The organism is uncultured Clostridium sp. (genome assembly GCF_947036855.1).
In the GTDB taxonomy this organism is placed as follows: domain Bacteria; phylum Bacillota; class Clostridia; order Clostridiales; family Clostridiaceae; genus Sarcina.
This window is the reverse complement of the sequence record NZ_CAMQRY010000021.1, coordinates 1-23,508: the sequence shown is the minus strand read 5'-3', so window position 1 is coordinate 23,508 and position 23,508 is coordinate 1. Positions and strand designations below refer to the sequence as shown.

19 protein-coding genes, 5 tRNA genes and 1 other annotated feature are annotated in these 23,508 nt (G+C 30.1%); of the genes, 23 read left to right on the top strand and 1 reads right to left on the bottom strand.

Going from position 1 to position 23,508, the window contains the following annotated elements; genetic code table 11:
• Window positions 1–85: 85 nt before the first annotated feature.
• From Q0V15_RS04130 to Q0V15_RS04115, 4 genes are all read left to right on the top strand, one after another.
• Window positions 86–161: transfer RNA gene (locus tag Q0V15_RS04130), tRNA-Met, on the top strand.
• 8 nt (window positions 162–169) lie between these two features.
• A tRNA-Leu gene (locus Q0V15_RS04125) sits at window positions 170–258 on the top strand.
• Window positions 259–291: 33 nt separating this feature from the next.
• Window positions 292–367: transfer RNA gene (locus Q0V15_RS04120), tRNA-Met, on the top strand.
• A gap of 8 nt (window positions 368–375) precedes the next feature.
• A tRNA-Leu gene (locus Q0V15_RS04115) sits at window positions 376–464 on the top strand.
• Window positions 465–507: 43 nt separating this feature from the next.
• Here the strand turns inward: Q0V15_RS04115 and Q0V15_RS04110 are convergent.
• Window positions 508–801, bottom strand: a complete 294-nt coding sequence (locus Q0V15_RS04110; protein WP_297436275.1) for a hypothetical protein — start codon at window positions 799–801, stop codon at window positions 508–510.
• A gap of 331 nt (window positions 802–1,132) precedes the next feature.
• Here Q0V15_RS04110 and spoIIE point away from each other — a divergent pair, with 331 nt between their 5' ends.
• The 19 genes from spoIIE to murD all read left to right on the top strand — a co-directional run bounded on the left by spoIIE (window position 1,133) and on the right by murD (window position 23,113).
• Window positions 1,133–3,526 (top strand): stage II sporulation protein E, encoded by a 2,394-nt coding sequence (gene spoIIE, locus Q0V15_RS04105; RefSeq protein ID WP_297436273.1) that lies wholly within the window; start codon window positions 1,133–1,135, stop codon window positions 3,524–3,526.
• A 138-nt stretch (window positions 3,527–3,664) separates the two neighbouring features.
• Window positions 3,665–5,062, top strand: coding sequence for a tRNA lysidine(34) synthetase TilS (tilS, locus tag Q0V15_RS04100; protein WP_297436281.1), 1,398 nt, complete (start codon window positions 3,665–3,667; stop codon window positions 5,060–5,062).
• Window positions 5,063–5,076: 14 nt separating this feature from the next.
• A complete protein-coding gene (gene hpt / locus Q0V15_RS04095) occupies window positions 5,077–5,619 on the top strand; it encodes a hypoxanthine phosphoribosyltransferase (RefSeq protein WP_297436279.1) in 543 nt (180 codons plus the stop codon).
• Window positions 5,620–5,652: 33 nt separating this feature from the next.
• The gene (gene ftsH, locus Q0V15_RS04090) at window positions 5,653–7,464 is read left to right on the top strand and encodes an ATP-dependent zinc metalloprotease FtsH (RefSeq protein WP_297436270.1); all 1,812 of its coding nucleotides are present in this window, start codon (window positions 5,653–5,655) and stop codon (window positions 7,462–7,464) included.
• A gap of 161 nt (window positions 7,465–7,625) precedes the next feature.
• Window positions 7,626–9,296, top strand: a complete 1,671-nt coding sequence (locus Q0V15_RS04085) for a formate--tetrahydrofolate ligase (protein WP_297436268.1) — start codon at window positions 7,626–7,628, stop codon at window positions 9,294–9,296.
• A 202-nt stretch (window positions 9,297–9,498) separates the two neighbouring features.
• Window positions 9,499–10,278: a type III pantothenate kinase gene (locus Q0V15_RS04080; protein ID WP_297436266.1), complete on the top strand. Its 780-nt coding sequence runs from the start codon at window positions 9,499–9,501 to the stop codon at window positions 10,276–10,278.
• A gap of 6 nt (window positions 10,279–10,284) precedes the next feature.
• Window positions 10,285–11,265, top strand: a complete 981-nt coding sequence (dusB, locus tag Q0V15_RS04075) for a tRNA dihydrouridine synthase DusB (RefSeq protein WP_297436265.1) — start codon at window positions 10,285–10,287, stop codon at window positions 11,263–11,265.
• A gap of 260 nt (window positions 11,266–11,525) precedes the next feature.
• Window positions 11,526–12,008, top strand: coding sequence for a transcription elongation factor GreA (gene greA, locus Q0V15_RS04070; RefSeq protein ID WP_297436262.1), 483 nt, complete (start codon window positions 11,526–11,528; stop codon window positions 12,006–12,008).
• Between the two features lie 118 nt (window positions 12,009–12,126).
• Complete coding sequence (lysS, locus tag Q0V15_RS04065) at window positions 12,127–13,629, top strand: lysine--tRNA ligase (protein ID WP_297436260.1); 1,503 nt, start codon at window positions 12,127–12,129, stop codon at window positions 13,627–13,629.
• Between the two features lie 111 nt (window positions 13,630–13,740).
• Entirely contained in the window at window positions 13,741–13,905 is a 165-nt protein-coding gene (locus Q0V15_RS04060; RefSeq protein WP_297436258.1) for a hypothetical protein, read from the top strand.
• A 356-nt stretch (window positions 13,906–14,261) separates the two neighbouring features.
• Window positions 14,262–14,336 (top strand) — tRNA-Asn (locus Q0V15_RS04055).
• A gap of 181 nt (window positions 14,337–14,517) precedes the next feature.
• Window positions 14,518–14,685 (top strand) — a binding site (T-box leader).
• A 179-nt stretch (window positions 14,686–14,864) separates the two neighbouring features.
• Window positions 14,865–16,271: a glycine--tRNA ligase gene (locus Q0V15_RS04050; protein ID WP_297436257.1), complete on the top strand. Its 1,407-nt coding sequence runs from the start codon at window positions 14,865–14,867 to the stop codon at window positions 16,269–16,271.
• Between the two features lie 404 nt (window positions 16,272–16,675).
• Window positions 16,676–17,590 (top strand): NrtR DNA-binding winged helix domain-containing protein, encoded by a 915-nt coding sequence (locus tag Q0V15_RS04045; RefSeq protein WP_297436255.1) that lies wholly within the window; start codon window positions 16,676–16,678, stop codon window positions 17,588–17,590.
• A gap of 39 nt (window positions 17,591–17,629) precedes the next feature.
• A complete protein-coding gene (locus Q0V15_RS04040) occupies window positions 17,630–18,244 on the top strand; it encodes an isochorismatase family cysteine hydrolase (RefSeq protein WP_297436253.1) in 615 nt (204 codons plus the stop codon).
• 30 nt (window positions 18,245–18,274) lie between these two features.
• Entirely contained in the window at window positions 18,275–19,741 is a 1,467-nt protein-coding gene (locus Q0V15_RS04035) for a nicotinate phosphoribosyltransferase (RefSeq protein WP_297436277.1), read from the top strand.
• On the top strand, window positions 19,734–20,363 hold the full coding sequence (gene nadD / locus Q0V15_RS04030) for a nicotinate (nicotinamide) nucleotide adenylyltransferase (RefSeq protein ID WP_297436251.1): 630 nt from the start codon (window positions 19,734–19,736) through the stop codon (window positions 20,361–20,363). Before Q0V15_RS04035 ends, nadD begins: the two co-directional genes overlap by 8 nt.
• Window positions 20,364–20,383: 20 nt before the next feature.
• The gene (gene nadE / locus Q0V15_RS04025) at window positions 20,384–21,169 is read left to right on the top strand and encodes an NAD(+) synthase (RefSeq protein ID WP_297436249.1); all 786 of its coding nucleotides are present in this window, start codon (window positions 20,384–20,386) and stop codon (window positions 21,167–21,169) included.
• Window positions 21,170–21,281: 112 nt separating this feature from the next.
• Complete coding sequence (locus Q0V15_RS04020; protein ID WP_297436247.1) at window positions 21,282–21,572, top strand: hypothetical protein; 291 nt, start codon at window positions 21,282–21,284, stop codon at window positions 21,570–21,572.
• Between the two features lie 161 nt (window positions 21,573–21,733).
• Window positions 21,734–23,113 (top strand): UDP-N-acetylmuramoyl-L-alanine--D-glutamate ligase, encoded by a 1,380-nt coding sequence (gene murD, locus Q0V15_RS04015; protein WP_297436245.1) that lies wholly within the window; start codon window positions 21,734–21,736, stop codon window positions 23,111–23,113.
• Window positions 23,114–23,508 lie beyond the last annotated feature (395 nt).

Genomic DNA, 23,508 nt, shown 5'->3' with positions numbered 1-23,508 from the left:
AATCCTGCGGTGGTTATACACCGTACCGGTTCGATTCCGGTCTTCGGCACCATTTTTTTTAGCACATAACAAAATTCAATATTGACGCGGGGTGGAGCAGTTGGCAGCTCGTTGGGCTCATAACCCAAAGGTCGTAGGTTCGAGTCCTGCCCCCGCTACCATAAGTCCTGCCGAAGTGGCGGAACTGGCAGACGCACAGGACTTAAAATCCTGCGGTGGTTATACACCGTACCGGTTCGATTCCGGTCTTCGGCACCATTTTTTTTAGCACATAACAAAATTCAATATTGACGCGGGGTGGAGCAGTTGGCAGCTCGTTGGGCTCATAACCCAAAGGTCGTAGGTTCGAGTCCTGCCCCCGCTACCATAAGTCCTGCCGAAGTGGCGGAACTGGCAGACGCACAGGACTTAAAATCCTGCGGTGGTTATACACCGTACCGGTTCGATTCCGGTCTTCGGCACCAAAAAAGCAATCTTTATAGATTGCTTTTTTTTTATTGCCCAAAATTAAGAAATTTGATTGTCTTCTGACGTTTCATTATCGAATATTATGGTATCAGAAAAATTTGTAACTATAAGATTTTTATCTTGCTTTGAAAGAATAGTTAATACCTTATCTCCAATCTCAAGTTCCACATCAAAAAATAAATTTGTTATTCTGAGAAATTTTTCGTCTGTCAATTTTCCAATTAAAATAGTATCGTTGAGATTATTTAATAATATAAATTCATTTTCATTTTTAAATAATCTATAATCCTCTTCGAATTGTAATTTCCAATCTAAAAAGTTTATATATTTCAAATTTATCCCTCCTTTTACAATTCTATATAAAAGGTATAATAGCATAGATTTTTAAATTTAAATAGGATTAACTAGAAGAAATTTTCAAAAAAATAATTTGCTAAATAAAAACATAAAATACCATATAATGCTTAAATTTTATGATGTTTATGTGAGTTTGGTGGAATAAAAAATAAAAAAATGTAGATTTAAAAGTTATTTGTATATTATTTGTCTTGCGATTGTATGAATAAACTCCAAAAATTTGACATAGCTATTTAAGTTATCTTGCTATAATTCGGATATAAAGATAAAAAAATAGTATTTATATAGATGTTTATAGGGGGATATTATGCAGTATGGGGTTAATGTTAAAAACTATGTAAGAGATAAAAATATTAAAAAAAATAATATAGAAGTAGCAAATGAAGAAAATTATATAAAATTTGTAATGATAGCAGTAATTGGGGTTCTGCTGAGCAGAGTTTATTTTAATGTTAATCTTGGGTTTATGGAGAGTATAGCACCTTTTGGGGTTTTGTATGTTATGGTTGTAGCAAAAAATAGTTTAAAAGATGGGATTATAGCGCTTGCAGGAGTTGTAATTGGTTATGTTAGTATGTCTAACAAATTAAGTGAAATACCTGTTTTTGTAATATCTTCTATTTTGATTGTTATGTTAAGTAGTGTTTTTAAGAAAAAAAGAGCTAATGTTAAGCTGGGGATAAATTTAGCTTCTATTAGTTTAATTATATTTTTAAATGGTATATTTATTTTAAAAAGTGATATTGTGAGAGCTTTAATAGTAGCAGGGATATCAGTATTTATTTTTCTACCATTATATTATTTGATATCGTTTGGATATAGTTGTGTTAAGGATTTAAAGTTTGAAAAATATATTGGAAATGATGAAATTATAAGTATAGAAATTTTCTTATCTTTAGTTTTAGTTGGTATTGGAAATATAAATTTATTTGATGTCGAAATTAAAAATATTTTGATATTTATGATGGTTTTTATTTTTAGTTATATAGGTAGAGGAAATTTGGGAATAACATCTGGTATTGTAGCTGGTATTGTTTTTGGACTTATAACAGGTGAGTTATATTTTTATGTTACTGTTCTTGGAATATGTTCTTTAGTTGTTAGTATGTTTAAAGAAACAGGAAAGTTTATTAATTTTATACTTTTCAATTTAGCTTTTATAGGTATTACTGTTTATATGAAAAATTTTAGTGTATTTATATTTTTAGAAGTTTTTATAGGTAGTAGTTTATGTATGCTTATTCCAAAGAATATTATTGAAAAGGTAAGGGTAGAGTTTGATAGTGTTGATAAAAGTGAAGTTGATTGTGAAAAACATTTTGAAAAGATGAAGGGTGAGCTTATGGGAAGATTATCAGAGTTTACTGGTGTTCTTTCAGCTATGAGTGGAACTCTTGATAATATGGTTGAGAATGATAAACTTGTATATCAAGATAAAGGTGATGAACTTGTTGATAGTTTAGCTGATAGAGTTTGTAGAAAGTGTGATTATAAAAATACTTGTTGGAAAAGAGAGATGCATGAAACTTATAGTTCTTTTAAAGACCTTATACAGTCATATGAGGAAGGGGAGTGTAAGTTTCCTACTTATTTAAGTAAGAAATGTTTAAAAGAAGGGGCATTAGTTAGAGAAACTGAGGAGCTTGTTTCTAAACATATAGCTGATGAAATGCTTAAGAAGAAGCTAAAAGAAGGTAGAAAGATGATTTCAAGTCATATAGGAAGTATGTCTAATACGATTTCAGAAGTTTTAGAAGATTTTAGTTCAGAGGTTAGAATAAATTTGGAAGTTGAAAGAGTGATAAAGAAAGTATTTATGCAGGGGAAAATAAAATTTAAGTATTTAATTGCTTATACGGATAAAGATGGAAGGCTTAATATAAAAATAGATATGCCTAATTGTAGTGGCTGTGATTTTTGTGTTAAAAAATTAGTACCGATTGTTGATAAAGCTTTAGGAAGAAGGATGTATATTGCTAGTAATTGCATTATAAGTGCAGAAACAGGACTGTGTGAAGTTCATATTCAAGACGCTCCTAAATTGTATGTAGAGTCTAGTGTTGCATTATCACCTAAGCATGGAGAAAAGTATATTGGGGATTCTTATAGCTTTGGTAAGACAAAAGATGGACAACATATGGTTTTACTTTGTGATGGCATGGGTTGTGGTGCAAGGGCTAGTGAAGAAAGTAAGGTGGCTGTGGAAATGGTTGAAAAGTTTTCTGAAAGTGGCTTTAGTGAAAAAACAGCAATTAATACGATAAATACTATTATGAATATAAAGTTTTCAGAGGAAGAAAGATTTTCTACTTTAGATATGCAGAAAATTAATTTATATGATGGGACAACTAAATTTTTGAAAGTTGGAGCTGTGGAGAGTTTTATTAAAAGAGGAACGAATATTACAGTTATGGATTCTAAAACTTTACCATTTGGTGTTTTAGATAATTTAGATATTGATGAAAAAGAGTATAAACTTAAGGCTGGAGATTTTATTGTTACTATAAGTGATGGTATTTTAGATGTTACTAAGAATGGAGATATGAACAATTCATGGCTTATTGAACTTCTTGAAAAGAGTGCTGAGAGGAATTCTAAAGATTTAGCAAATAAGATATTAGATACGGCTAAGGCATTTAATAATGGAAAGGCTAAGGATGATATGACAGTTATAGTTTCTAAATTATATAACATTAAATAATTTGTTTTAAAGTAGCTAATTATAGAGAATATTTATTTTTATCTCTATAATTAGCTATTTTTCTTTTGTTAATTGCAATAAAGTGGTAGTATAATATAATTATTACTATAAATTTTACAAAATGGAGTGTGAATGTTCGTGAATACTAAAGTATTAAATTATATCAACAATAACTCCATGATTAGAGAAAACGACAAAGTTCTAGTTGCCCTTTCAGGTGGACCAGATTCTGTTTGTTTATTGCATTTATTACACAGTCTTAAAGAAGAATTAAATATAGAAATTTATGCTGCTCATGTTAATCATCTTATAAGAGGTGAGGATGCAATTGCTGATGAAAATTATGCAGGTGAGCTTTGCAAAAGTTTAGATATTAAGTTTTTTGCAAAAAGGATACCAGTAGAAGAAATTGCTAAAGAAAAAGGAATTTCTACTGAAATGGCTGGTAGAGATGAAAGATATAATTTCTTTGATGAAATTAGAAGTGAGATTGGAATCAATAAGATTGCAATTGCACATAATGCAAATGACCAAGCAGAAACTCTTATCATGAGAATAATGAGAGGGACTGGGATAGAAGGACTCGTTGGAATAAAACCAGTTAGGGATAATTTATATATTAGACCTATACTTTCTTTAACAAGAGATGAAATAGAAGGTTATTGTGATGTTAATAATTTAAATCCAAAAATTGATAAAACAAACTTAGAAGAAGTATATTCTAGAAATAAGGTAAGGCTTAGAGCCATACCATTTATAAAAGAGAATTTTAATACTGATATTATTAATACTTTGAATAGGTTATCTCAAAGTGCTACTGTTGATTCAGCATTTATAAACAAAATAGTAGATGAAAAGTATAATGAATTATGCTTTATGAAAAATGATAGGCTTGTGATAGATGAAAAATTATTTTTAGAAGATGAAGCTATAAGCACAAGAGTTATAAGAAAAGCTATGATGAGTGTATCAGGTGCTTTTAATAATTTTGAACTTAAACATGTTTATGATGTTATAAACCTTCAAAAAGGTGGAACAGGAAAGCAAATTAATTTAACTAATGATATTATTGCTAGTAATGAGTATGGAAAAATAGTTATAGCTAGAAAAAAAATAATAGAAAATTTAGAAAGTGATGAATTAATAGAATTAAATGTGGCAAATCTAATTAGTAGTACAAATAAAAAAATAATTTTTAATTTTTACAATATTAACTTTGAAATTATTGAAAATTTAGGTAAAATTAACTTTAGTAGCCAAAATGAAAAATATTTTAGTTTTGATGATATTGAAAAGATAACTATAAGAACAAGAGAAAATGGTGATAAAATAGTACCATTTGGTTTTAGTGGAACAAAAAAATTAAAAGATATTTTTATAGGTGATAAAGTACCAAAGGAAGAAAGAGGTAGAATACCTATAATTGAATTTGATAGTGATATTGCATGGGTACTAGGGGTTAAGAATAGTAATTTATTCAAAGTTAGCAAACAAAATAAAAAACTTTTAAAAATAAGTTTTAGTAGGAAGGGATAGACGTTATGATAGATATTAAAAATGACATTCAAGAGGTTTTATATTCAGAGGAAGTTTTAAGGGACAAAATAAAAGAAATTGGTGCTAGAATAAGTACTGATTATGCAGGGAAGGAACTTTTAGTTGTTGGAATTTTAAAAGGGTCAGTTGTTTTTGCAGCAGATCTTATTAGAGCAATAACTATACCTTGTGAGTTAGATTTTATGTCAGTTTCTAGTTATGGAAATTCATCAACAAGTTCAGGTATTGTAAGAATTTTAAAAGATTTAGACTCAAATATTGAGGGGAAACATGTACTTATTGTAGAGGATATAGTTGATACAGGAAATACACTTAACTATTTACTTGGATATTTAAAAGCTAGAAAGGCTGCAAGTATTGATATTGTTGCACTTTTAAATAAAGAAGCAGGAAGAAAGGTTGATATTTCAGCTAAGTATGTTGGATTTGAAGTTCCAGATGAGTTTATAGTTGGGTATGGTATTGATTATGCAGAAAACTATAGAAATTTACCTTTCATAGGTATTTTAAAAAGAGAAGTTTATCAAAAAAAATAAAATAAAGTGAGATGTTTAAGAGGGGGATACTAGATGAAAAAGATGTCAAGTGGTCTTACTTGGATAGTTATATTATCAGTTGTTATACTAGGAGCATATTTTTTACTTTTAGGTAATAACAATACGAATACTATAACTTATTCACAGTTTAAAACTATGTGGGTTAATAATGAAGTTCAAAGTATTGATGTAAGTGGGAATAATATTCAGGGTAAAGAAAAGTTAAAAGATAAAACAACTGGTGGTGAAACTTTTGAGGTATATGTACCACAAGAGGAACTTACACAGTTACAGTCTGAATATAAGAATGAGGGTGTTGTTGTAAAATATATGCCAGCAAGTGATAATTCACAGTGGATTCAAATTATTTTAACAGGTATTGTTATGGTAGTTGGAGTTTCAATATTCTTTATGCTTACACAACAATCACAAGGTGGAGGAAATAAAGGGGCTATGAGTTTTGGTCAAAATAAGGCTAAAATGGCAAACCCAGATACTCAAAATGTTAATTTTAAAGATGTTGCAGGTGCTAAAGAGGAAAAGGAAGACCTTGAAGAGGTTGTTGATTTTCTAAAAGAGCCGAAGCGATATATTGATATGGGTGCTAGGATACCTAAAGGGATTCTTTTAGTTGGACCTCCTGGTACTGGTAAAACACTTTTAGCTAAAGCTGTTTCTGGAGAGGCTGGAGTTCCATTCTTTAGTATTTCAGGTTCTGATTTTGTTGAGATGTTTGTTGGAGTTGGAGCTTCTAGAGTTAGAAGTTTATTTGAACAAGCAAAGAAAAATGCTCCGTGTATTATCTTTATAGATGAGATTGATGCTGTGGGGAGACAAAGAGGAGCAGGATTTGGTGGTGGACATGATGAGAGAGAGCAAACTTTAAATCAACTTCTTGTTGAGATGGATGGATTTGGAGAGAATGCAGGAATTATTATGATAGCAGCTACTAATAGACCAGATATTTTAGATCCAGCACTTTTAAGAGCTGGTAGATTTGATAGACAGATAGTTGTTGCAGCACCAGATGTTGAAGGTAGAAAAGAAATTTTAAATGTTCATGTTAGAAATAAAATTCTTGATGATACTGTTGATTTAAATGTACTTGCTAAGAGAACACCAGGATTTACAGGAGCAGATATAGAAAACCTTACTAATGAGGCTGCACTTTTAGCCGTTAGAAAGGATAAGAAAAAAATTGATATGGATGATATGGAAGAGGCTATCACAAGAGTTATAGCTGGTCCAGAAAAGAAAAGTAAGGTTATTAGTGAGTATGATAAAAAACTTACAGCTTATCATGAAGCAGGTCATGCAGTGGTTATGAGATCACTTCCTAATGCTGACCCAGTTCATGAAATAAGTATTATTCCAAGAGGTATGGCTGGTGGTTACACTATGAATCTTCCAACAGAGGATAGAAGCTATACATCTAAGAAAAAGCTTAAATCTGATATGGTGGGGCTTCTTGGTGGAAGACTTGCTGAAATGATAATACTTGATGATATTAGTACAGGAGCAAAAAATGATATTGATAGAGTTAGTGCAATTGCTAGGGCTATGGTTATGCAGTATGGAATGAGTGATACTGTTGGACCTATATCATTTGGAGATAATAGTGGAGAGGTATTCCTTGGAAGGGATATTGGTAAGTCAAGAAGTATAAGTGAAGAAACAAGTGCTATCCTTGATAAAGAGGTTAAGAATTTAGTTGATGAAGCTTATGAAACTGCTGAGACAATTTTAAGGGAGCATATTTCAAAATTACATGCTGTTGCAAATGTTTTAATTGATAAAGAAAAAGTTGATGCTACTGAGTTTGAAAGAATATATACAGAAGCATAAAATATAGACTACCTAGAGATAGGTGGTCTTTTTTTATACAAATACGAAGAATTAAATAAAAAAAAGAGTTAATATTCGTAAAAAAATCTTTAATTTGAGAATAAAAGAAGATATAATATTTATATAATAGATAATGAAGTTTGTATAAAGGGGTGTTTTTAATGAAAACTGATATAGAAATAGCACAGAGTGCAATAATGGAACCCATTGTGAAAATAGGGGAGAAGATAGGTCTTTCAGAAGAGGATATGGAACTTTACGGAAAATATAAATGTAAGATAAACTTAGATGTTTTTGATAAATATAAGGACAAGAAAGATGGTAAATTAGTTCTTGTAACGGCTATAAATCCAACTCCTGCTGGTGAGGGTAAATCAACAGTTACGGTTGGGCTTGGTCAGGCTTTTAATAGCATAGGTAAGAAGTGTATAATAGCTTTAAGAGAACCATCTCTTGGACCTGTTTTTGGGATTAAAGGTGGTGCTGCTGGAGGTGGTATGTCACAGGTTGTGCCAATGGAGGATATAAACCTACATTTTACAGGAGATATGCATGCTATAACTTCTGCTAATAATCTTTTGAGTGCAGCAATAGATAATCATATACACCAAGGAAATCATTTAGCTATAGATTCAAGAAGAATTGTTTTTAAAAGAGTTATCGATATGAATGATAGAGCTTTAAGAAGTATTGTTGTTGGAATGGGTGGTAAGATAAATGGATTCTTAAGAGAAGATGGTTTTACTATAACTGTTGCATCAGAAGTTATGGCTATTCTTTGTATGGCAAATGGAATTAAAGACTTAAAGGCTAGAATGGGTAATATATTAGTTGCTTATAATTTAGCGGGAGAGCCTATTTTTGCTAAAGATTTAGATGTTGAGGGAGCTATGGCACTTCTTATGAAGGATGCTATTAAACCAAATCTTGTTCAAACTTTAGAAAATACACCTGCAATTATACATGGTGGACCTTTTGCTAATATAGCACATGGATGTAATTCATTAGTTGCTACTAAAATGGCTCTAAAGCTTTCAGATATTGCTGTAACAGAAGCTGGATTTGGAGCAGACCTTGGTGCAGAAAAATTTATGGATATTAAATGTAGATATGGAGGACTTACTCCAAGCTGTGTAGTTTTAGTTGCTACTATAAGAGCTTTAAAGCATCATGGTGGAGTTAAGAGGGATATGTTATCAGTTCCTGATGTTGACGCTGTTGAAAGAGGTATTGTGAATCTTTCAAAGCAAATTGAAAATATAGAAGTCTTTGGAGTGCCTTGTGTTGTTGCAATTAATAAATTTATAACTGATTCAAAAGAAGAAGTTGAATTTGTAAAAAGTTTCTGTGAGAAAACAGGAGTTATGGTTGCAGAGTCTGATGTATGGGAAAAAGGTGGACTTGGTGGAGTTGACCTTGCAAATAAGGTAATTCAAACTATGGAAGAAAAACCGTCAAAGTTTGAGCCTATATACAGTAGTGATGAAACAATAAAAGAAAAAGTGCTTAAAATAGCAAGAACTATTTATGGTGCAGATAATGTTAATTACACTACAGAGGCATTAAAACAAATTGCTGATATAGAAAAGTTTGGCATGGATAAATATCCTGTTTGTATTGCTAAAACACAAACTTCACTATCTGATAATCCAGCACTTCTTGGTAGACCAACAGGGTTTGATATAACTGTTAAAGAAGTTAGAGTTTCGAATGGAGCAGGTTTTGTTGTTGTTCAAACTGGAAATATAATGACTATGCCAGGACTTCCTAAAGTTCCAGCAGCTAATAGAATGGATATTAGTGAGTCAGGAGAAATTGAAGGATTATTTTAAGAAATAAGCTACTAGCATATTTTTGCTAGTAGCTTATTTATGAATAAAGATTAAATTTTATTTGTAAGTTTATGGTGTAATGCTTGTGAAAGGTTGACAAATACTTATTTGTTGATAAAATTATATTTGTATATTTAACGAGTTTAAATGTATTTTATAGCAGCCACACGGCTGCTTTTAATTATATTAAGGTGGTGTACACATGATTCTGTTAATTGACGCTGGGAATACTAATATTGTACTTGGTATTAGTAAAAATGATGACTATATAGCGAGTTGGAGAATATCTACTGACGCTAAAAAAACTTCAGATGAATATGCTATTCAGGTTACACAATTGTTTAACCAAAGCAATTTAAATACAAATGATGTAGAAGGTATTATAATATCTTCAGTTGTTCCTAATATAATGCATTCTATTGAAAATATGGTTAGAAAATGTTTTAAGAAAGATGCACTTGTTATAGGTCCAGGAATTAAGACAGGAATCAATATTAAATATGATAATCCAAGAGAGGTTGGAGCTGACAGAATAGTTAATGCTGTTGCTGCTTATGAATCATATAAACGGTCATTAATAGTTGTTGATTTTGGTACAGCAACAACTTATTGTGCTATAACTGCTAAAGGAGATTATTTAGGGGGAAGTATATGCCCTGGAATAAAAATATCTTCAGATGCTTTATTTGAGAGAGCTGCAAAGCTTCCAAGAGTTGAACTTGAAAAACCTAAAAGTGTGATTTGTAAAAACACAATAACTAGTATGCAAGCTGGTATAATATATGGATATATTGGGCAGGTTGAATATATAGTTAACAGAATAAAAGAAGAAATGAAAGAACTTGGAGAAGAGGTACCATTCGTTATTGCTACAGGTGGACTTTCAAATTTAATATATAAAGAAACGAATGTCATAGATAAAGTTGAACCAAGACTAACACTCGAAGGGTTAAAAATTCTTTATGATAAAAATAAGGAGTAACAAGGAATGAAAATAGGAAACGTAGAGCCAAATGGACATGTTTTTTTAGCTCCAATGGCAGGTGTTACAGATATAGTATTTAGAGGTCTTTGTAAAGAGATGGGTTGTGCTATGGTGTATACTGAAATGGTTAGCTCAAGAGCATTGTATCATGGTAATGAAAAAACTGAGGAACTTATGAAAATCTCAGAGAAAGAACAACCAGTTGCTTGTCAGATGTTTGGTAATGAACCAGAGATTATGGCATATGCAGCAGAAAAATACTTTAATCCAAGAGAAGATATTTGTATTATAGATATAAATATGGGGTGTCCAGCTCCTAAAGTTACAAAAAATGATGATGGGTCTGCACTTTTAAAGAATCCTAAACTTGCTTATGAAATAGTTAAAGCAGTTAAGAAAGTTGCAAATAAACCTGTAACTGTAAAGATAAGAACTGGTTTTCATAATGATCAAATAGTTGCTCCAGAGTTTGCTAAAGTTTTAGAGGCTGCTGGTGTTGATGCAATAGCTATTCATGGAAGAACTAGAGAGCAAATGTACACAGGAGAAGCTAATTGGGATATAATAAGAGAAGTTAAGGAATCAGTTTCAGTTCCTGTTATAGGGAATGGGGATGTTTTCACAGCAGAAGATGCTTTAAGAGTTAAAGAAATATCAAATGTTGATGGAATAATGGTTGCTAGAGGAAGTATAGGTAATCCTTGGTTGTTTAAGCAGATTGAACAAAAACTTAGAGGTGAGGAAGTATATATACCAACTGCCTCAGAAAGAATTGATATGTGTATAAGACATCATGAAATTTCAATTGAGCATAAAGGTGAGGCTATTGGAATTAGAGAAATGAGAAGACATACAACTGGATATTTAAAAGGAATAAAAAATTCAGCTGAGATGAGAAATAGATTAAATACTATAAATGATTCGCAGAAAATTTTTGAAACTTTAAATGAATATAAAGAATTTGTTATAAAAGAAGAAAATTAGGAATAATATTTAATGTTATTATATATTTATTGTAAAAGTATCTATGTGTAATTTTAGTATTTTAGAATAATTTTTAGAAATAAGGACAAATTAAAATGAAAAAATCTTTGTTTTTTTACTACATAGATAAAAAAAGAGGGGTATTTTTTCATTTTATGTATGATGAGAGACTAGGAAATATGCTAAAATCTAATAGACTAATATGTATTAATAGTTTTAAATATGATATTATAAAGTTAACATTCAAAGGGGAGAAAAATATGATAGAACAGAAAAAAAATCTAATGACTAAAGAAGGTCTTAAGAAATTAACAGCTGAAGTAGAGCATTTAAAGACAGTTAGAAGAAAAGAAATTACAGAAAAAATTAAAGTTGCATTAGGATACGGAGATTTAAGTGAAAACTCAGAGTATGATGAAGCGAAGAATGACCAAGCGTTTAACGAAGGTAGAATTTCACAACTTGAAAATACACTTAATCATGCAGTTGTTGTTGATGAGAGTGAAATTTCAACAGAGTTTGTAACTGTTGGGTCTATTGTAAAAGTTATGGATTATGAATTTGATGAAGAAGTAGAATATACAATAGTTGGTTCAACAGAAGCAAATCCTATGGAATCTAAAATTTCAAATGAATCACCAGTAGGTGAAGCTTTAATGGGTCATAAAGTTGATGATATTGTTGAAGCTAGTTTACCAAATGGTGTATTAGCTAAATATAAGGTGCTAGGGATTAGAAGATAGTTGTTAGCATATTAAATTAATTTTATACAAAAGCAGAAAAAATAAAAAACTATAATTTGAAAGCGAGGTGAAATCCAATAGGAATTTATATTTTATAAATTCTTTATTGGAATACTACATGTCAGATGAAATAAATATTAATAATGTAGAAAGTGGATTAAGTGAGCAAGAGCTTTTAAGAAGAGAAAAACTTATTGCTTTACAGGCTGAAGGAAAAGACCCATTTGATGTTTATAAAGTAGAAAGAACACATACATCAGGTCAAATAATTAAAAACTTTGATGAGTTAGAAGGTACAGAAGTTGTTATTGCTGGAAGAATCATGTCAAAAAGAGGTCAAGGAAAAGTAATTTTCTCAGACATACATGATAGAGATGGAAAAATGCAATTATTCATAAAACTTGATTTAGTAGGAGAGGAAACTCTTAATGCTTACAAGACTTATGATTTAGGAGATATAGTTGCTGTTAAAGGAATAGTTGCTATAACACAAAAAGGTGAAATTTCAGTTAAACCAAGTGAAGTTACATTAGTTTGTAAAGCTCTTAAGCCACTTCCAGAAAAATGGAATGGTCTTAAAGATCCAGATATCAGATATAGACAAAGAGAAGTTGATATCATAACTAATCCAGAAGTTAAAGAAACTTTCTTAAAGAGAGCACAAATTCTTAAAGAAATCAGAAGTTATTTAGACCAAAGAGGATTCTTAGAAGTTGAAACACCAATACTTGCACCAATAGCTGGTGGAGCTGCTGCTAGACCTTTCAAGACTCACCATAATACTTTAGATATCGATATGTATTTAAGAATTGCTACTGAGTTATATCTTAAAAGATGTATAGTTGCTGGTTTTGAAAAAGTTTATGACATGGGTAAAAACTTCAGAAACGAAGGAATGTCAGTAAGACATAACCCTGAGTTTACAATGATAGAATTATATGAAGCTTATGCAGATTACAATGATATGATGGTAATTATGGAAGAGTTAATTGAATATGTTTGTATAAAAATTAATGGTACAACAGAAGTTATGTATCAAGGAACTCCTATAAGCTTAAAAGCTCCTTGGAGAAGAATTACTATGGTTGAGGCTGTAAGAGAGCATGCTGGTATTGATTTTGATAAAATCACTACAAATGAAGAAGCTCAAGCTATAGCTAAAGAGAAACACCTAGAGTTCCCTAAAGACTTAAAATACGTAACAAAAGGTGAAGTTTTAAATATGTTATTTGAAGAGTATGCTGAAGAGCACCAAATTCAACCAACATTTATTACAGATTACCCAGTAGAGATATCACCTCTTACTAAGAAAAAAAGAGGAAGTGAAATGTTTACTGAAAGATTTGAAGGATTCATATATGGAAGAGAAGTATGTAATGCTTACTCAGAGCTTAATGATCCTGTTGTTCAAAGAGAGAGATTTGAACAACAAGCTAACGAAAGAGAGCTTGGAGATGATGAAGCTTATATGATCGATGAAGAATTCATGAGTGCTCTTGAAACAGGTATGCCTCCAACAGGTGGACTTGGATTTGGAGTTGATAGAATGATAATGTTCTTAACTGATGCAACATCAATCAGAGACGTTATATTATTCCCAACAATGAAACCAGTAAAATAATTATATATATAGAAAGCACAGAGTATTAATTTACTTTGTGCTTTTTTTATGTAACAAAGTAAAGTTTATGACCATACATTATATTAGGAGTTCTTTTAAGGAGCGGGAATTATGTTAATAAACAAAAGAAGGAAGGTAAATATTATTATTGTGGGATGTTTCCTTATTACAGCAGGAGTTTTTGCTTTAGATGGAAATATGATTGCAAGTATGGGAACTATTTTAACTGGTGCAGTATTTCTTTTTGCTTATAGACTTTTTGAAAAAATAAGGTAATAATTAATTACTTTTTATGTAGAAAAAGATTTTATAGGATTTAGTTAGTGTTTATTTATATAAAAATTTATCAGAGTATTTTATTTATGTTTACTTTAATATATTTAAGATGTTTAGATTATGTGCATAGATTAAACAAAGGATGAGCAGATGGGTAATGAAGTGTATGGCTTTAGTGGATCATGTTTTCTAGGTATATCAATATACTGTTTTATGGGAGAGGAGGTTAAGCTCGCAGTTATATTTTTTATGATTTGTATGATACTTTTTTACTTTAATAAAAAAACTAAAAAAAGTTTTAAAAAATAGTTGCAAAATGGTTTTATATCGTATATAATAATATATGTAATAAATGTTCCGGAATAGCTCAGCGGTGGAGCAGTCGACTGTTAATCGAAAGGTCGTGGGTTCAAATCCCACTTCTGGAGCCATTTTTTTATAATGGCAGCATCAACGAGATTGTTGGTGTTTTTTTGTTTTATAAAACAACTTTAGAGTTATTTGATAGAGGCGATTCTAGACTCGCTGTTTAAAATCAAATAAAATTAAAACACAATTATATTTTATAGTTGACATACGAGTTAGTTTTGATAAAATTGTATATATAATTGAATAGGCATGTTGAAGAAGAAAAGTAATGATATTAAACTTTTAGAGAGAGAGAATGATTGGTGTGAATTCTTAAAGAGATATACATGAAAGGAACTTTGGAGTGCGTCGTTTTAGAGTAGAGCTTTTGCTAAGAAGGGTGGAACCGCGGAAATAACTTTCGTCCCTTTAATAGTAGGAGCTTTTTTTATACCTAAAATTATTCAATTAGTAAAAGATAAAAGTCTGTTTATAGGATTATATAATATTAAATGATATCTATGAGTGAGTAATTCTTAGTTTCTTTTTAGGAAATTCAGAAATATTAACTATTAATATATGATATAAATATTTATTTGGAGGGATACGAAATGGCAGAAAAATTAACAATGAAAACATTAGTTGCTTTATGTAAAAGTAGAGGATTTATATTCCCAGGATCAGATATATATGGTGGTCTTGCAAACTCATGGGATTACGGCCCACTTGGAGTAGAATTCAAGAATAACGTTAAGAAAGCTTGGTGGAAGAAATTCATTCAAGAGCATAAGAGTAACGTTGGAATTGATGCATCAATTCTTATGAATACAGAAGTTTGGAAGGCATCAGGACATATTGGTGGATTCTCAGATCCTTTAATGGATTGTAAAGAATGTAAATCAAGATTTAGAGCTGATAAACTTGTTGAGGACAAAATGACAGAACTTGGAGCTGAGGTTGCTTGTGCTGATGGTTGGACTAATGAGGAATTAAAAGATTATATATTAGAGCATAATATTGTTTGTCCTAACTGTGGAAAAATAAACTACACAGATATCAGACAATTTAATTTAATGTTTAAAACATTCCAAGGTATAACAGAAGAGAGTGCTAATGAGGTTTATTTAAGACCTGAAACAGCTCAAGGTATTTTTGTTAACTTTAAGAATGTTCAAATAACATCAAGAAAAAAAGTACCTTTTGGTATAGGTCAAATTGGTAAATCTTTCAGAAATGAAATAACACCAGGAAACTTTACTTTCAGAACTAGAGAATTTGAACAAATGGAACTTGAATTCTTCTGTAAACCAGGAACTGATATTGAATGGTTTAACTTCTGGAAAACATACTGTTGGGATTTCCTATTAAACTTAGGAATGAATAAAGAGTTAATCAGAATGAGAGATCACGGTGAAGAGGAGTTAAGCTTCTATTCAAATGCTACATCTGATATAGAATTCTTATTCCCATTTGGATGGGGAGAACTTTGGGGAATAGCTGATAGAACAGACTATGACTTAACTAAACACCAAGAAAGTTCAGGAAAAGATTTAAGTTATAGAGATCCTATGACAAATGAGATTTATACTCCATATGTTATTGAACCATCACTTGGAGCAGATAGAGTTGCTCTTGCTTTCCTTGCGAATGCTTATGAGGAAGAAGATTTAGGACTTGATGCTAAAGGTAACCCTGATAGCAGAGTTGTTATGCACTTCCACCCAGCTATTGCACCTTATAAAGCTGCAATTCTTCCATTAATGAAGAAACTTGGAGATAAAGCTGAAGAAGTTTATGCTGATCTTTCTAAGAAGTTCAACATTGATTATGATGATGCTGGAAGTATTGGTAAGAGATATAGAAGACAAGATGAGGTTGGAACACCTTTCTGTATTACTATAGACCATGACACATATGAAGATAATACAGTTACAATCAGACATAGAGATTCAATGGAACAAGAGAGAGTTGCAATTGCTGATTTAGAAGCTTATATTGCAAAAAGCTTAGAATTCTAAGAAATATATAAATAAAAAAGTTATCCACAGAAGATTTTTAAAATCTAACCTGTGGATAACTTTTTTTATTTTAATTTATTATATTCTATCAATTTAGGATTTAAATTTTAGGACAGAATATAGATTATAACTACTTTTATAGAATAAGTCTATGGTAATTTTTACAGAAAGTCTTTCCTTTATTTAAATTGAGTATTTTTATAATTATCGTAGATATTTATAAAAAGATAATCATTTATATTAATAAAACGAAGGAGAAGTTAAATGAAAATAAAGTATTAAGAAAATTAACATAGTGTAAAATAATTCTGATTTATTGACCACTTGGAATAAGTTAAATATAATAATCGTATAGATATTATCAAATAGATATTATCTAAGTAATGATAAGTGGAGGTGAAAGTTTGATAGTATCAGATAATAAAAATGGTCTTACTGAAAAGGAGTTTTTAGAAAGTTATGATGTTTCTAATTATGATAGACCATCAGTTACTGTAGATATGGTGCTTTTTTCACTTGGTGAGAAGCAAAATGACACCCTCAAAAGAAAAAATAAGCAAAAAGAACTTAAAATATTATTAGTAAAGAGAGAAGAACATCCTTTTATAGATACATGGTCAATTCCAGGAGGCTTTGTAAAAATAAATGAAAGTCTAAAAGATGGAGTAGAGAGGAAACTCAAAGAGGATACTGGGATAGATAATTTGTATTTTGAACAGTTATATACATGGGGTGATGTTGATAGAGATCCAAGAACAAGGATAATTTCTACATCATATATGGCTCTTGTTAGTAGTAATAATATAATTACAGATGAAAATAGAGATGTAGCACTATTCTCTATTGAGAAAAAAAGTTTGGGCAAAAAGAAAATATCAAGTGAAGAAATTCATTATAATTATAAAGTTTCTCTTTTTAGTGAAGAGAAGGACATTATGATTGAGTATGATTTAATAGAGAAAATAAAGATTAGAGATTTTGATAGAGAGGTTGATTATGAGTATAAGCTTACAAGTAGCGGTGAAGGTTTATCTTTTGATCATTTAAAAATAATAGATTATGCATTAGAGAGAATGAAGAATAAAGTTCAGTATACAGCTATTGCATTTAGTTTATTACCAAAGTTATTTACTTTAACAGAGCTTCAGCAAGTTTATGAGATTCTTCTTGGGCGTGTACTTATAAAGTCTAACTTTAGAAGATGGGTAAGCAGACTTGTTGAAGAGACAGATGAAACTAAAAAAGAGGGGGCTCATAGGCCTTCAAGATTATTTAGATTGAAAAAAGAAGCAATTATAGATGGGGTTATAAATATTTAATTTATGAGGTGAAGTATTGTGGAAAAATTTTTGAGTTTTATGAAAAATGATTTAAATAGTGTAGCAGCAGTAGCTCTTAGTGATTTTAAAAAAGAAGATACTGTAGTGATTTTTGTTGATATGGTTAAAGGGTTTTATAATGAAGGACCTCTTGCTAATGAAAAGGTAGGAGATATTATACCTGATTTAGTGAAGTTGAATGAAAAAACTAATGGATATAAGAAAGTGTTTTTTGTTGATAGTCATACTGAGGATGCAATGGAGTTCAAATGCTATCCAAAGCATTGTGTTGAAAATACAATTGAAGAAGAAATTATAGATGAATTAATTTTTGATAAAGATGACAAGAATATAAGTATTGTTAAAAAGAATAGTGTAAATGGATTCCATGCTAGTGGGATTAAAGCTATTTTAGATGATAAAGGAATAAATAATTATATAGTAGTTGGAGTTTGTACAGATATATGTGTTAAGAATTTTGTTTTAACAACTATAACTTATTTTAATGAAAAGAATTTAGAGAAAAAGATAATAGTACCAGTAAATATGGTTGAAACTTTTGATGCTGATTTTCATAACAGAGAGTATTGGAATTTAACATCATTATTTGAGATGAAATCTAATGGGGCAATTATTGTGAGAGATATATTATAGGAAGAAGCCACAAGTTGGCAGGAGGTAGGAATTTTGAATAAGTTTAATATAAAAGAAGAAAGAAATTTAGCTATGTTAATGGATTTTTATGAGCTTACTATGAGTAATGCTTATTTTAATGAGGGAATAAAAGATAAAGTAGTTTATTTTGATATGTTTTTTAGAAAAGTACCAGAGCATGGTGGGTTTGCTATAATGGCAGGTCTTGAACAGGTTATAGAATATATAAGTAAACTTAGTTTTAGTGAATCAGATGTTGAATACTTAAGAGGGCTTGATATATTTAGTGCAGAGTTTTTAGATTATTTATTAAACTTTAAGTTTAGTGGATCTATATATGCAATTCCAGAGGGGACACCAATTTTCCCAAATGAGCCAATTTTAACAGTTAAAGCACCAATTATTGAAGCTCAGCTTATAGAAACAATGATACTTTTAACTATAAATCATCAATCTTTAATTGCAACAAAAGCAAATAGGATTGTTAGAGCTGCTGGTGGGAGAACTGTTTTAGAGTTTGGAGCTAGAAGAGCACAAGGATATGATGGAGCAATTTATGGAGCAAGAGCAGCATTTATTGGTGGAGTTCATGGGACTGCAACAGCTATTTCAGGAGAATTGTTTGATATGCCAGTTTCAGGTACTATGGCACATAGTTGGGTTCAGTTGTTTGATACAGAGTTTGAAGCATTTAAAACATATGCTAAGAACTATCCAGATAGTTGTACACTTTTAGTTGATACTTATTCAGTTTTAAGTAGTGGAATTCCTAATGCTATAAAAGTAGCAAAGGAAGTTTTAGAGCCAATGGGTAAAAGATTAAAAGGAGTAAGACTTGATAGTGGAGATATGGCTTACCTTTCAAGAAAATCAAGAGAGCTTTTAGATAAAGCAGGGCTTGAGGATTGTAAGATAGTTGCATCAAATTCATTAGATGAATATACAATTACAAGCTTACTTAGCCAAGGGGCTAAAATTGATGCATTTGGTGTTGGAGAAAGACTTGTAACATCTAAATCAGAACCAGTATTTGGTGGAGTTTATAAACTTGTTGCTATAGAACAAGATGGCAAAGTTATTCCAAGAATTAAATTGTCTGAGAATGCAGAGAAAGTTTCAAATCCAGGATATAAAAAGGTATATAGATTATTTGATAGAGATTCAGATAAGGCTTTAGTAGATGTTGTTACTTTAGCGAGTGAAGCAATAAATGATGAAGAGCCATATAAAATATTTGACCCAGTGCATACTTGGAAAAAGAAAACTTTGAAGAATTTTTATACAAAGGAATTACAAGTTCCTATATTTGAAAATGGAGAACTTGTTTATAATTCACCAAGTCTTAAGGAAATTAGAGAATATTCAATTAAAGAAGTGCAAAAGCTATGGAGAGAAGTCCTAAGATTTGAAAATCCACATAATTACTATGTAGATTTATCAAAAAAATTATGGGTTATGAAAGATACTCTTATAGAAAGGCTAAAAGGTGATGAATAAAAAATTAACTGCAATATACGGAGGGAGTTTTAATCCTCCAACTGTGGCACATGAAAATATAGCTAGAGATATTTTAAAACTTGAAGAGGTTGAGCATCTTGTATATCTACCTGTTGGAGATAATTATAAGAAGAAATCATTAATTTCTGCAAATTATAGATATGAGATGCTTAAGATTATTTTAAAGAAATTAAAAAAAGATTCTCTAGATATAGATATAAATAAACTTGAAATAGAAGCTAGTGAAAGATTATATACAATAGAAAGTCTTAGAATTTTAAAAAGTCAGTATAAAAATGATTTAGCATTTGTTATGGGAACTGATAATGTCAAAGAGTTTAGTACTTGGAAAAATCCAAGGGAGTTATTAGAAGAATTCTATTTTATTGTAATTGAAAGAGAGAATGATGATGTAGGAAAACTTATAAGTGAAGATGAACTTCTAAATATATATAAGGATAAATTTATAATACTTAGAAACACATCTTACAAGCTCGTAAGTTCGACTTATATTAGAAGGAATCTTTATTTAGATAAAAATATACAAAATTATATTGATTTTGATATTTTAGAATATATAAAAATAAATAAATTATACAAAGGAGGGGAGTTATCTAAATAAAATTAGATAGCGAAAGTATTATGGATAAGAATTTTTTAGTGACAGAGGAAAATGTAGCACAGTATTCAGAAAAAATAGCAGGTTTTATAAAAGAAACAGTTAAGAAGACTAAGGCTAATGGTGTTGTATTTGGAATGAGTGGTGGAATAGATTGCTCACTTGTTAGTGCATTATGCCACAAGGCAGGAGTTAATATACTTTTAGTTATGATGCCATATGGTGAGAGTATGAATAGAACAAAGGATATAAATCATGCTATGGAACTTATAGAGAGATTCAATATTGACTATACAACAGTTGATATAACAAAAACAGTAGATATGCTTGAGCAAACTTTAAGTGAGTCAGCAGTTACAAGTAAAGGAATAAATATAGAGTTTAAAGGTTTAGCTCTTAGTAATATAAGACCAAGAGTAAGAATGACAACATTATACTCAATAGGTCAAAGTATTGGATATTTAGTTGGTGGAACAGGGAATTTATCAGAAAGAACTGTAGGATACTCAACAAAATGGGGGGATGGAGGACATGATTTTAACCCAATCGGTAATTTAACAAAAACTGAAGTTAGAATAATGGCAAGATATTTAGGTGTTCCAGATAGCATAATAAATAAAGCTCCATCAGCAGGTCTTTGGGAAGGTCAAACAGATGAAGATGAGATGGGTGTAAAATATAGTGAGATAGATGATTATATTACAACAGGTGGAAAAAATATTTCAAAAGAAACATATGAGATGATAAAAGGAAAAGAAATGAGAAATGCTCATAAAAATGATATGCCACCAATATGGGATGAAAAATAAAATAAAATAATTAATACCTCTTATAAAAGGGGTATTTTTTTTGTTTCTAACATAAGATGATAAAGAAGACAGAAAGTAAAGCATATGAGAAATAATAAACAGGAGGATAGCTATGAATTCCGAAGGGTTTTGGAACAATTTTAAAACATTACTATCGAAGACAGGATATCTAAAAAGTGAGCAGGTATACACAGCTTATGTAAGTGGATACACATATTACTTATCACATAATGAAATAGAAACATGGGATAAGTTTGAAGAAATTTGTGTAAGCAAAGGGTATGTACCAGATGTATGGGTGAAATACACATTTAACACTTTGTTAGAAAATAGAATGGATTTAGATATAGGATTTAGTAGGATCTTTGGAAAAGCTTTGCAAGAAAATTTAATAAGTATATAAGAAAAAAAGGTTATTTAGACGAGGTTTAAATAACCTTAATTCATTTATAAATAAAACACTAATTATAGAATAAGTTATTTGCTAGTGTTATAATTATAGGTAAAAATGGACAGTATTATGAAATAAGAATAAAGAGATAGCTCGCTTAGGAGGATATAATAATGAAAAAGGATTTTAAAGAGTTTAAAGATTTTATAAAAGGTAAAAAAGTTGCAGTAGTAGGTATGGGGGTAAGTAATATACCGATAATTAACTTTTTAGTAAAGCTTGGTGCAAATGTTACAGGATTTGATATGAGAGAAGCAGATGATTTTGGAGATTTAATTGCTGATTTTAAATCAAAGGGAGTAAAACTTGAGCTTGGAGAAAATTATTTAGACAGATTAACAGGATTTGAGGTTGTATTTAAAACACCATCAATGAGAATTGATTGTGATGCATTAGTTAGAGTTAAAGAAGAGGGTGCATATATAACATCAGAAATTGAAGAGTTTGTAAGATATGTTAAAGGAAAAGTTTTTGCAGTAACAGGAAGTGATGGGAAAACAACAACAACAACAATAATATCAGAACTTTTAAAAGCAGATGGATATAAAACATGGGTTGGTGGAAATATAGGAACTCCTTTATTTACACAAATAGAAGAAGTTGAAGAAAGTGATATGGTAGTTTTAGAATTATCAAGCTTTCAACTTATGACTATGGAATGTTTAACGGATATAGCTATAGTTACAAATATAACACCGAATCATTTAGATATGCATCATGGAATGCAAGAATACATAGATGCTAAGAAGAATGTATTTAAATATCAAGATAAAAATGGAATACTAATAATAAATGATGAAAATGATATAACAAAGGACTTATATAAAGAAGCTAAAGGAAAAACTTATAAATTTAGTTCACTAAAAACAGAAAATGAAGATGCCTACTATAAAGATGGTAAATTATATATAGAAGATAAATTTATATGTAATAAAGAAGATATAATAATTAAAGGTATGCATAATGTAGAAAATTACTTAGCAGCATTTTTAGCAGTTAAAGATGATGTTAAAATTGAAACAATGGCAAGTGTTGCAAAAACATTTGGTGGAGTTGAACATAGATGTGAGTTTGTAAGAGAATTTGATGGAGTTTCATATTATAATGATTCAATAGCATCAAGTCCAACTAGAACAGTAGCAGGTCTTATGGCATTTGATAAACCAGTTATAATTTTAGCCGGGGGATATGATAAGAATATTCCATTTGAGCCATTAGCAGAAGAGGGGCATAAAAAAATAAAAGCTATAATATTATTTGGATTAACAAAAAATAAAATAGATGACGTATTTAAGAAACTTGAAGATGAAAAAGGAATAAAAGTTGAAAGATATATAGTTGATTCATTAGAAGAAGCAGTTCTTAAAGCAAAAGAAATTTCTAAAGACGGTGATAAGGTTACATTATCTCCAGCTTGTGCAAGTTTTGATATGTTTAAAAACTTTATGATTAGAGGGGAAAAGTTTAAAGAATTAGTAAGAGATTTAAAATAATATATATAAATAGTAAAAGAGTTTTAGAAAAAGCATGAAAAGCTTACTTCTAAAACTCTTTTTTATGCTCAAAGATGAGTAGACAGGCTATTTATTAATAGTATTAAAAAGAAACATAGCCTAGAGTATCGTAGAAAGAAAAAGTTAGCAAATAGCTAAAAAAAAGAGAAAAATAGTAGTTTTATTAATTAAATTAAAATGGTATAAAGTTTGAGAATAGGATGTAAATGGTACACTTATTTAAGTCGAGAGGCGCTTCACTAAATTGTGAAAAACAATTTGAAAAAAAGTATTGACAGAACATTGAAGCGATGTTAATATATAGAAGTCGGCAAAACGACAAGGTCTTTGAAAATTAAACAGAAGAAATTAAGTAAACCAGCAATTCTTTTTAT

Bases quoted from the DNA above. Each gene is read 5' to 3' on its own strand.
- spoIIE (WP_297436273.1), top strand. From the start codon at position 1,133: ATGCAGTATGGGGTTAATGTTAAAAACTATGTAAGAGATAAAAATATT.
- ftsH (WP_297436270.1), top strand. From the start codon at position 5,653: ATGAAAAAGATGTCAAGTGGTCTTACTTGGATAGTTATATTATCAGTT.
- Q0V15_RS04085 (WP_297436268.1), top strand. From the start codon at position 7,626: ATGAAAACTGATATAGAAATAGCACAGAGTGCAATAATGGAACCCATT.
- Q0V15_RS04080 (WP_297436266.1), top strand. From the start codon at position 9,499: ATGATTCTGTTAATTGACGCTGGGAATACTAATATTGTACTTGGTATT.
- dusB (WP_297436265.1), top strand. From the start codon at position 10,285: ATGAAAATAGGAAACGTAGAGCCAAATGGACATGTTTTTTTAGCTCCA.
- greA (WP_297436262.1), top strand. From the start codon at position 11,526: ATGATAGAACAGAAAAAAAATCTAATGACTAAAGAAGGTCTTAAGAAA.
- lysS (WP_297436260.1), top strand. From the start codon at position 12,127: ATGTCAGATGAAATAAATATTAATAATGTAGAAAGTGGATTAAGTGAG.
- Q0V15_RS04060 (WP_297436258.1), top strand. From the start codon at position 13,741: ATGTTAATAAACAAAAGAAGGAAGGTAAATATTATTATTGTGGGATGT.
- Q0V15_RS04050 (WP_297436257.1), top strand. From the start codon at position 14,865: ATGGCAGAAAAATTAACAATGAAAACATTAGTTGCTTTATGTAAAAGT.
- Q0V15_RS04040 (WP_297436253.1), top strand. From the start codon at position 17,630: ATGAAAAATGATTTAAATAGTGTAGCAGCAGTAGCTCTTAGTGATTTT.
- nadD (WP_297436251.1), top strand. From the start codon at position 19,734: ATGAATAAAAAATTAACTGCAATATACGGAGGGAGTTTTAATCCTCCA.
- nadE (WP_297436249.1), top strand. From the start codon at position 20,384: ATGGATAAGAATTTTTTAGTGACAGAGGAAAATGTAGCACAGTATTCA.
- Q0V15_RS04020 (WP_297436247.1), top strand. From the start codon at position 21,282: ATGAATTCCGAAGGGTTTTGGAACAATTTTAAAACATTACTATCGAAG.
- murD (WP_297436245.1), top strand. From the start codon at position 21,734: ATGAAAAAGGATTTTAAAGAGTTTAAAGATTTTATAAAAGGTAAAAAA.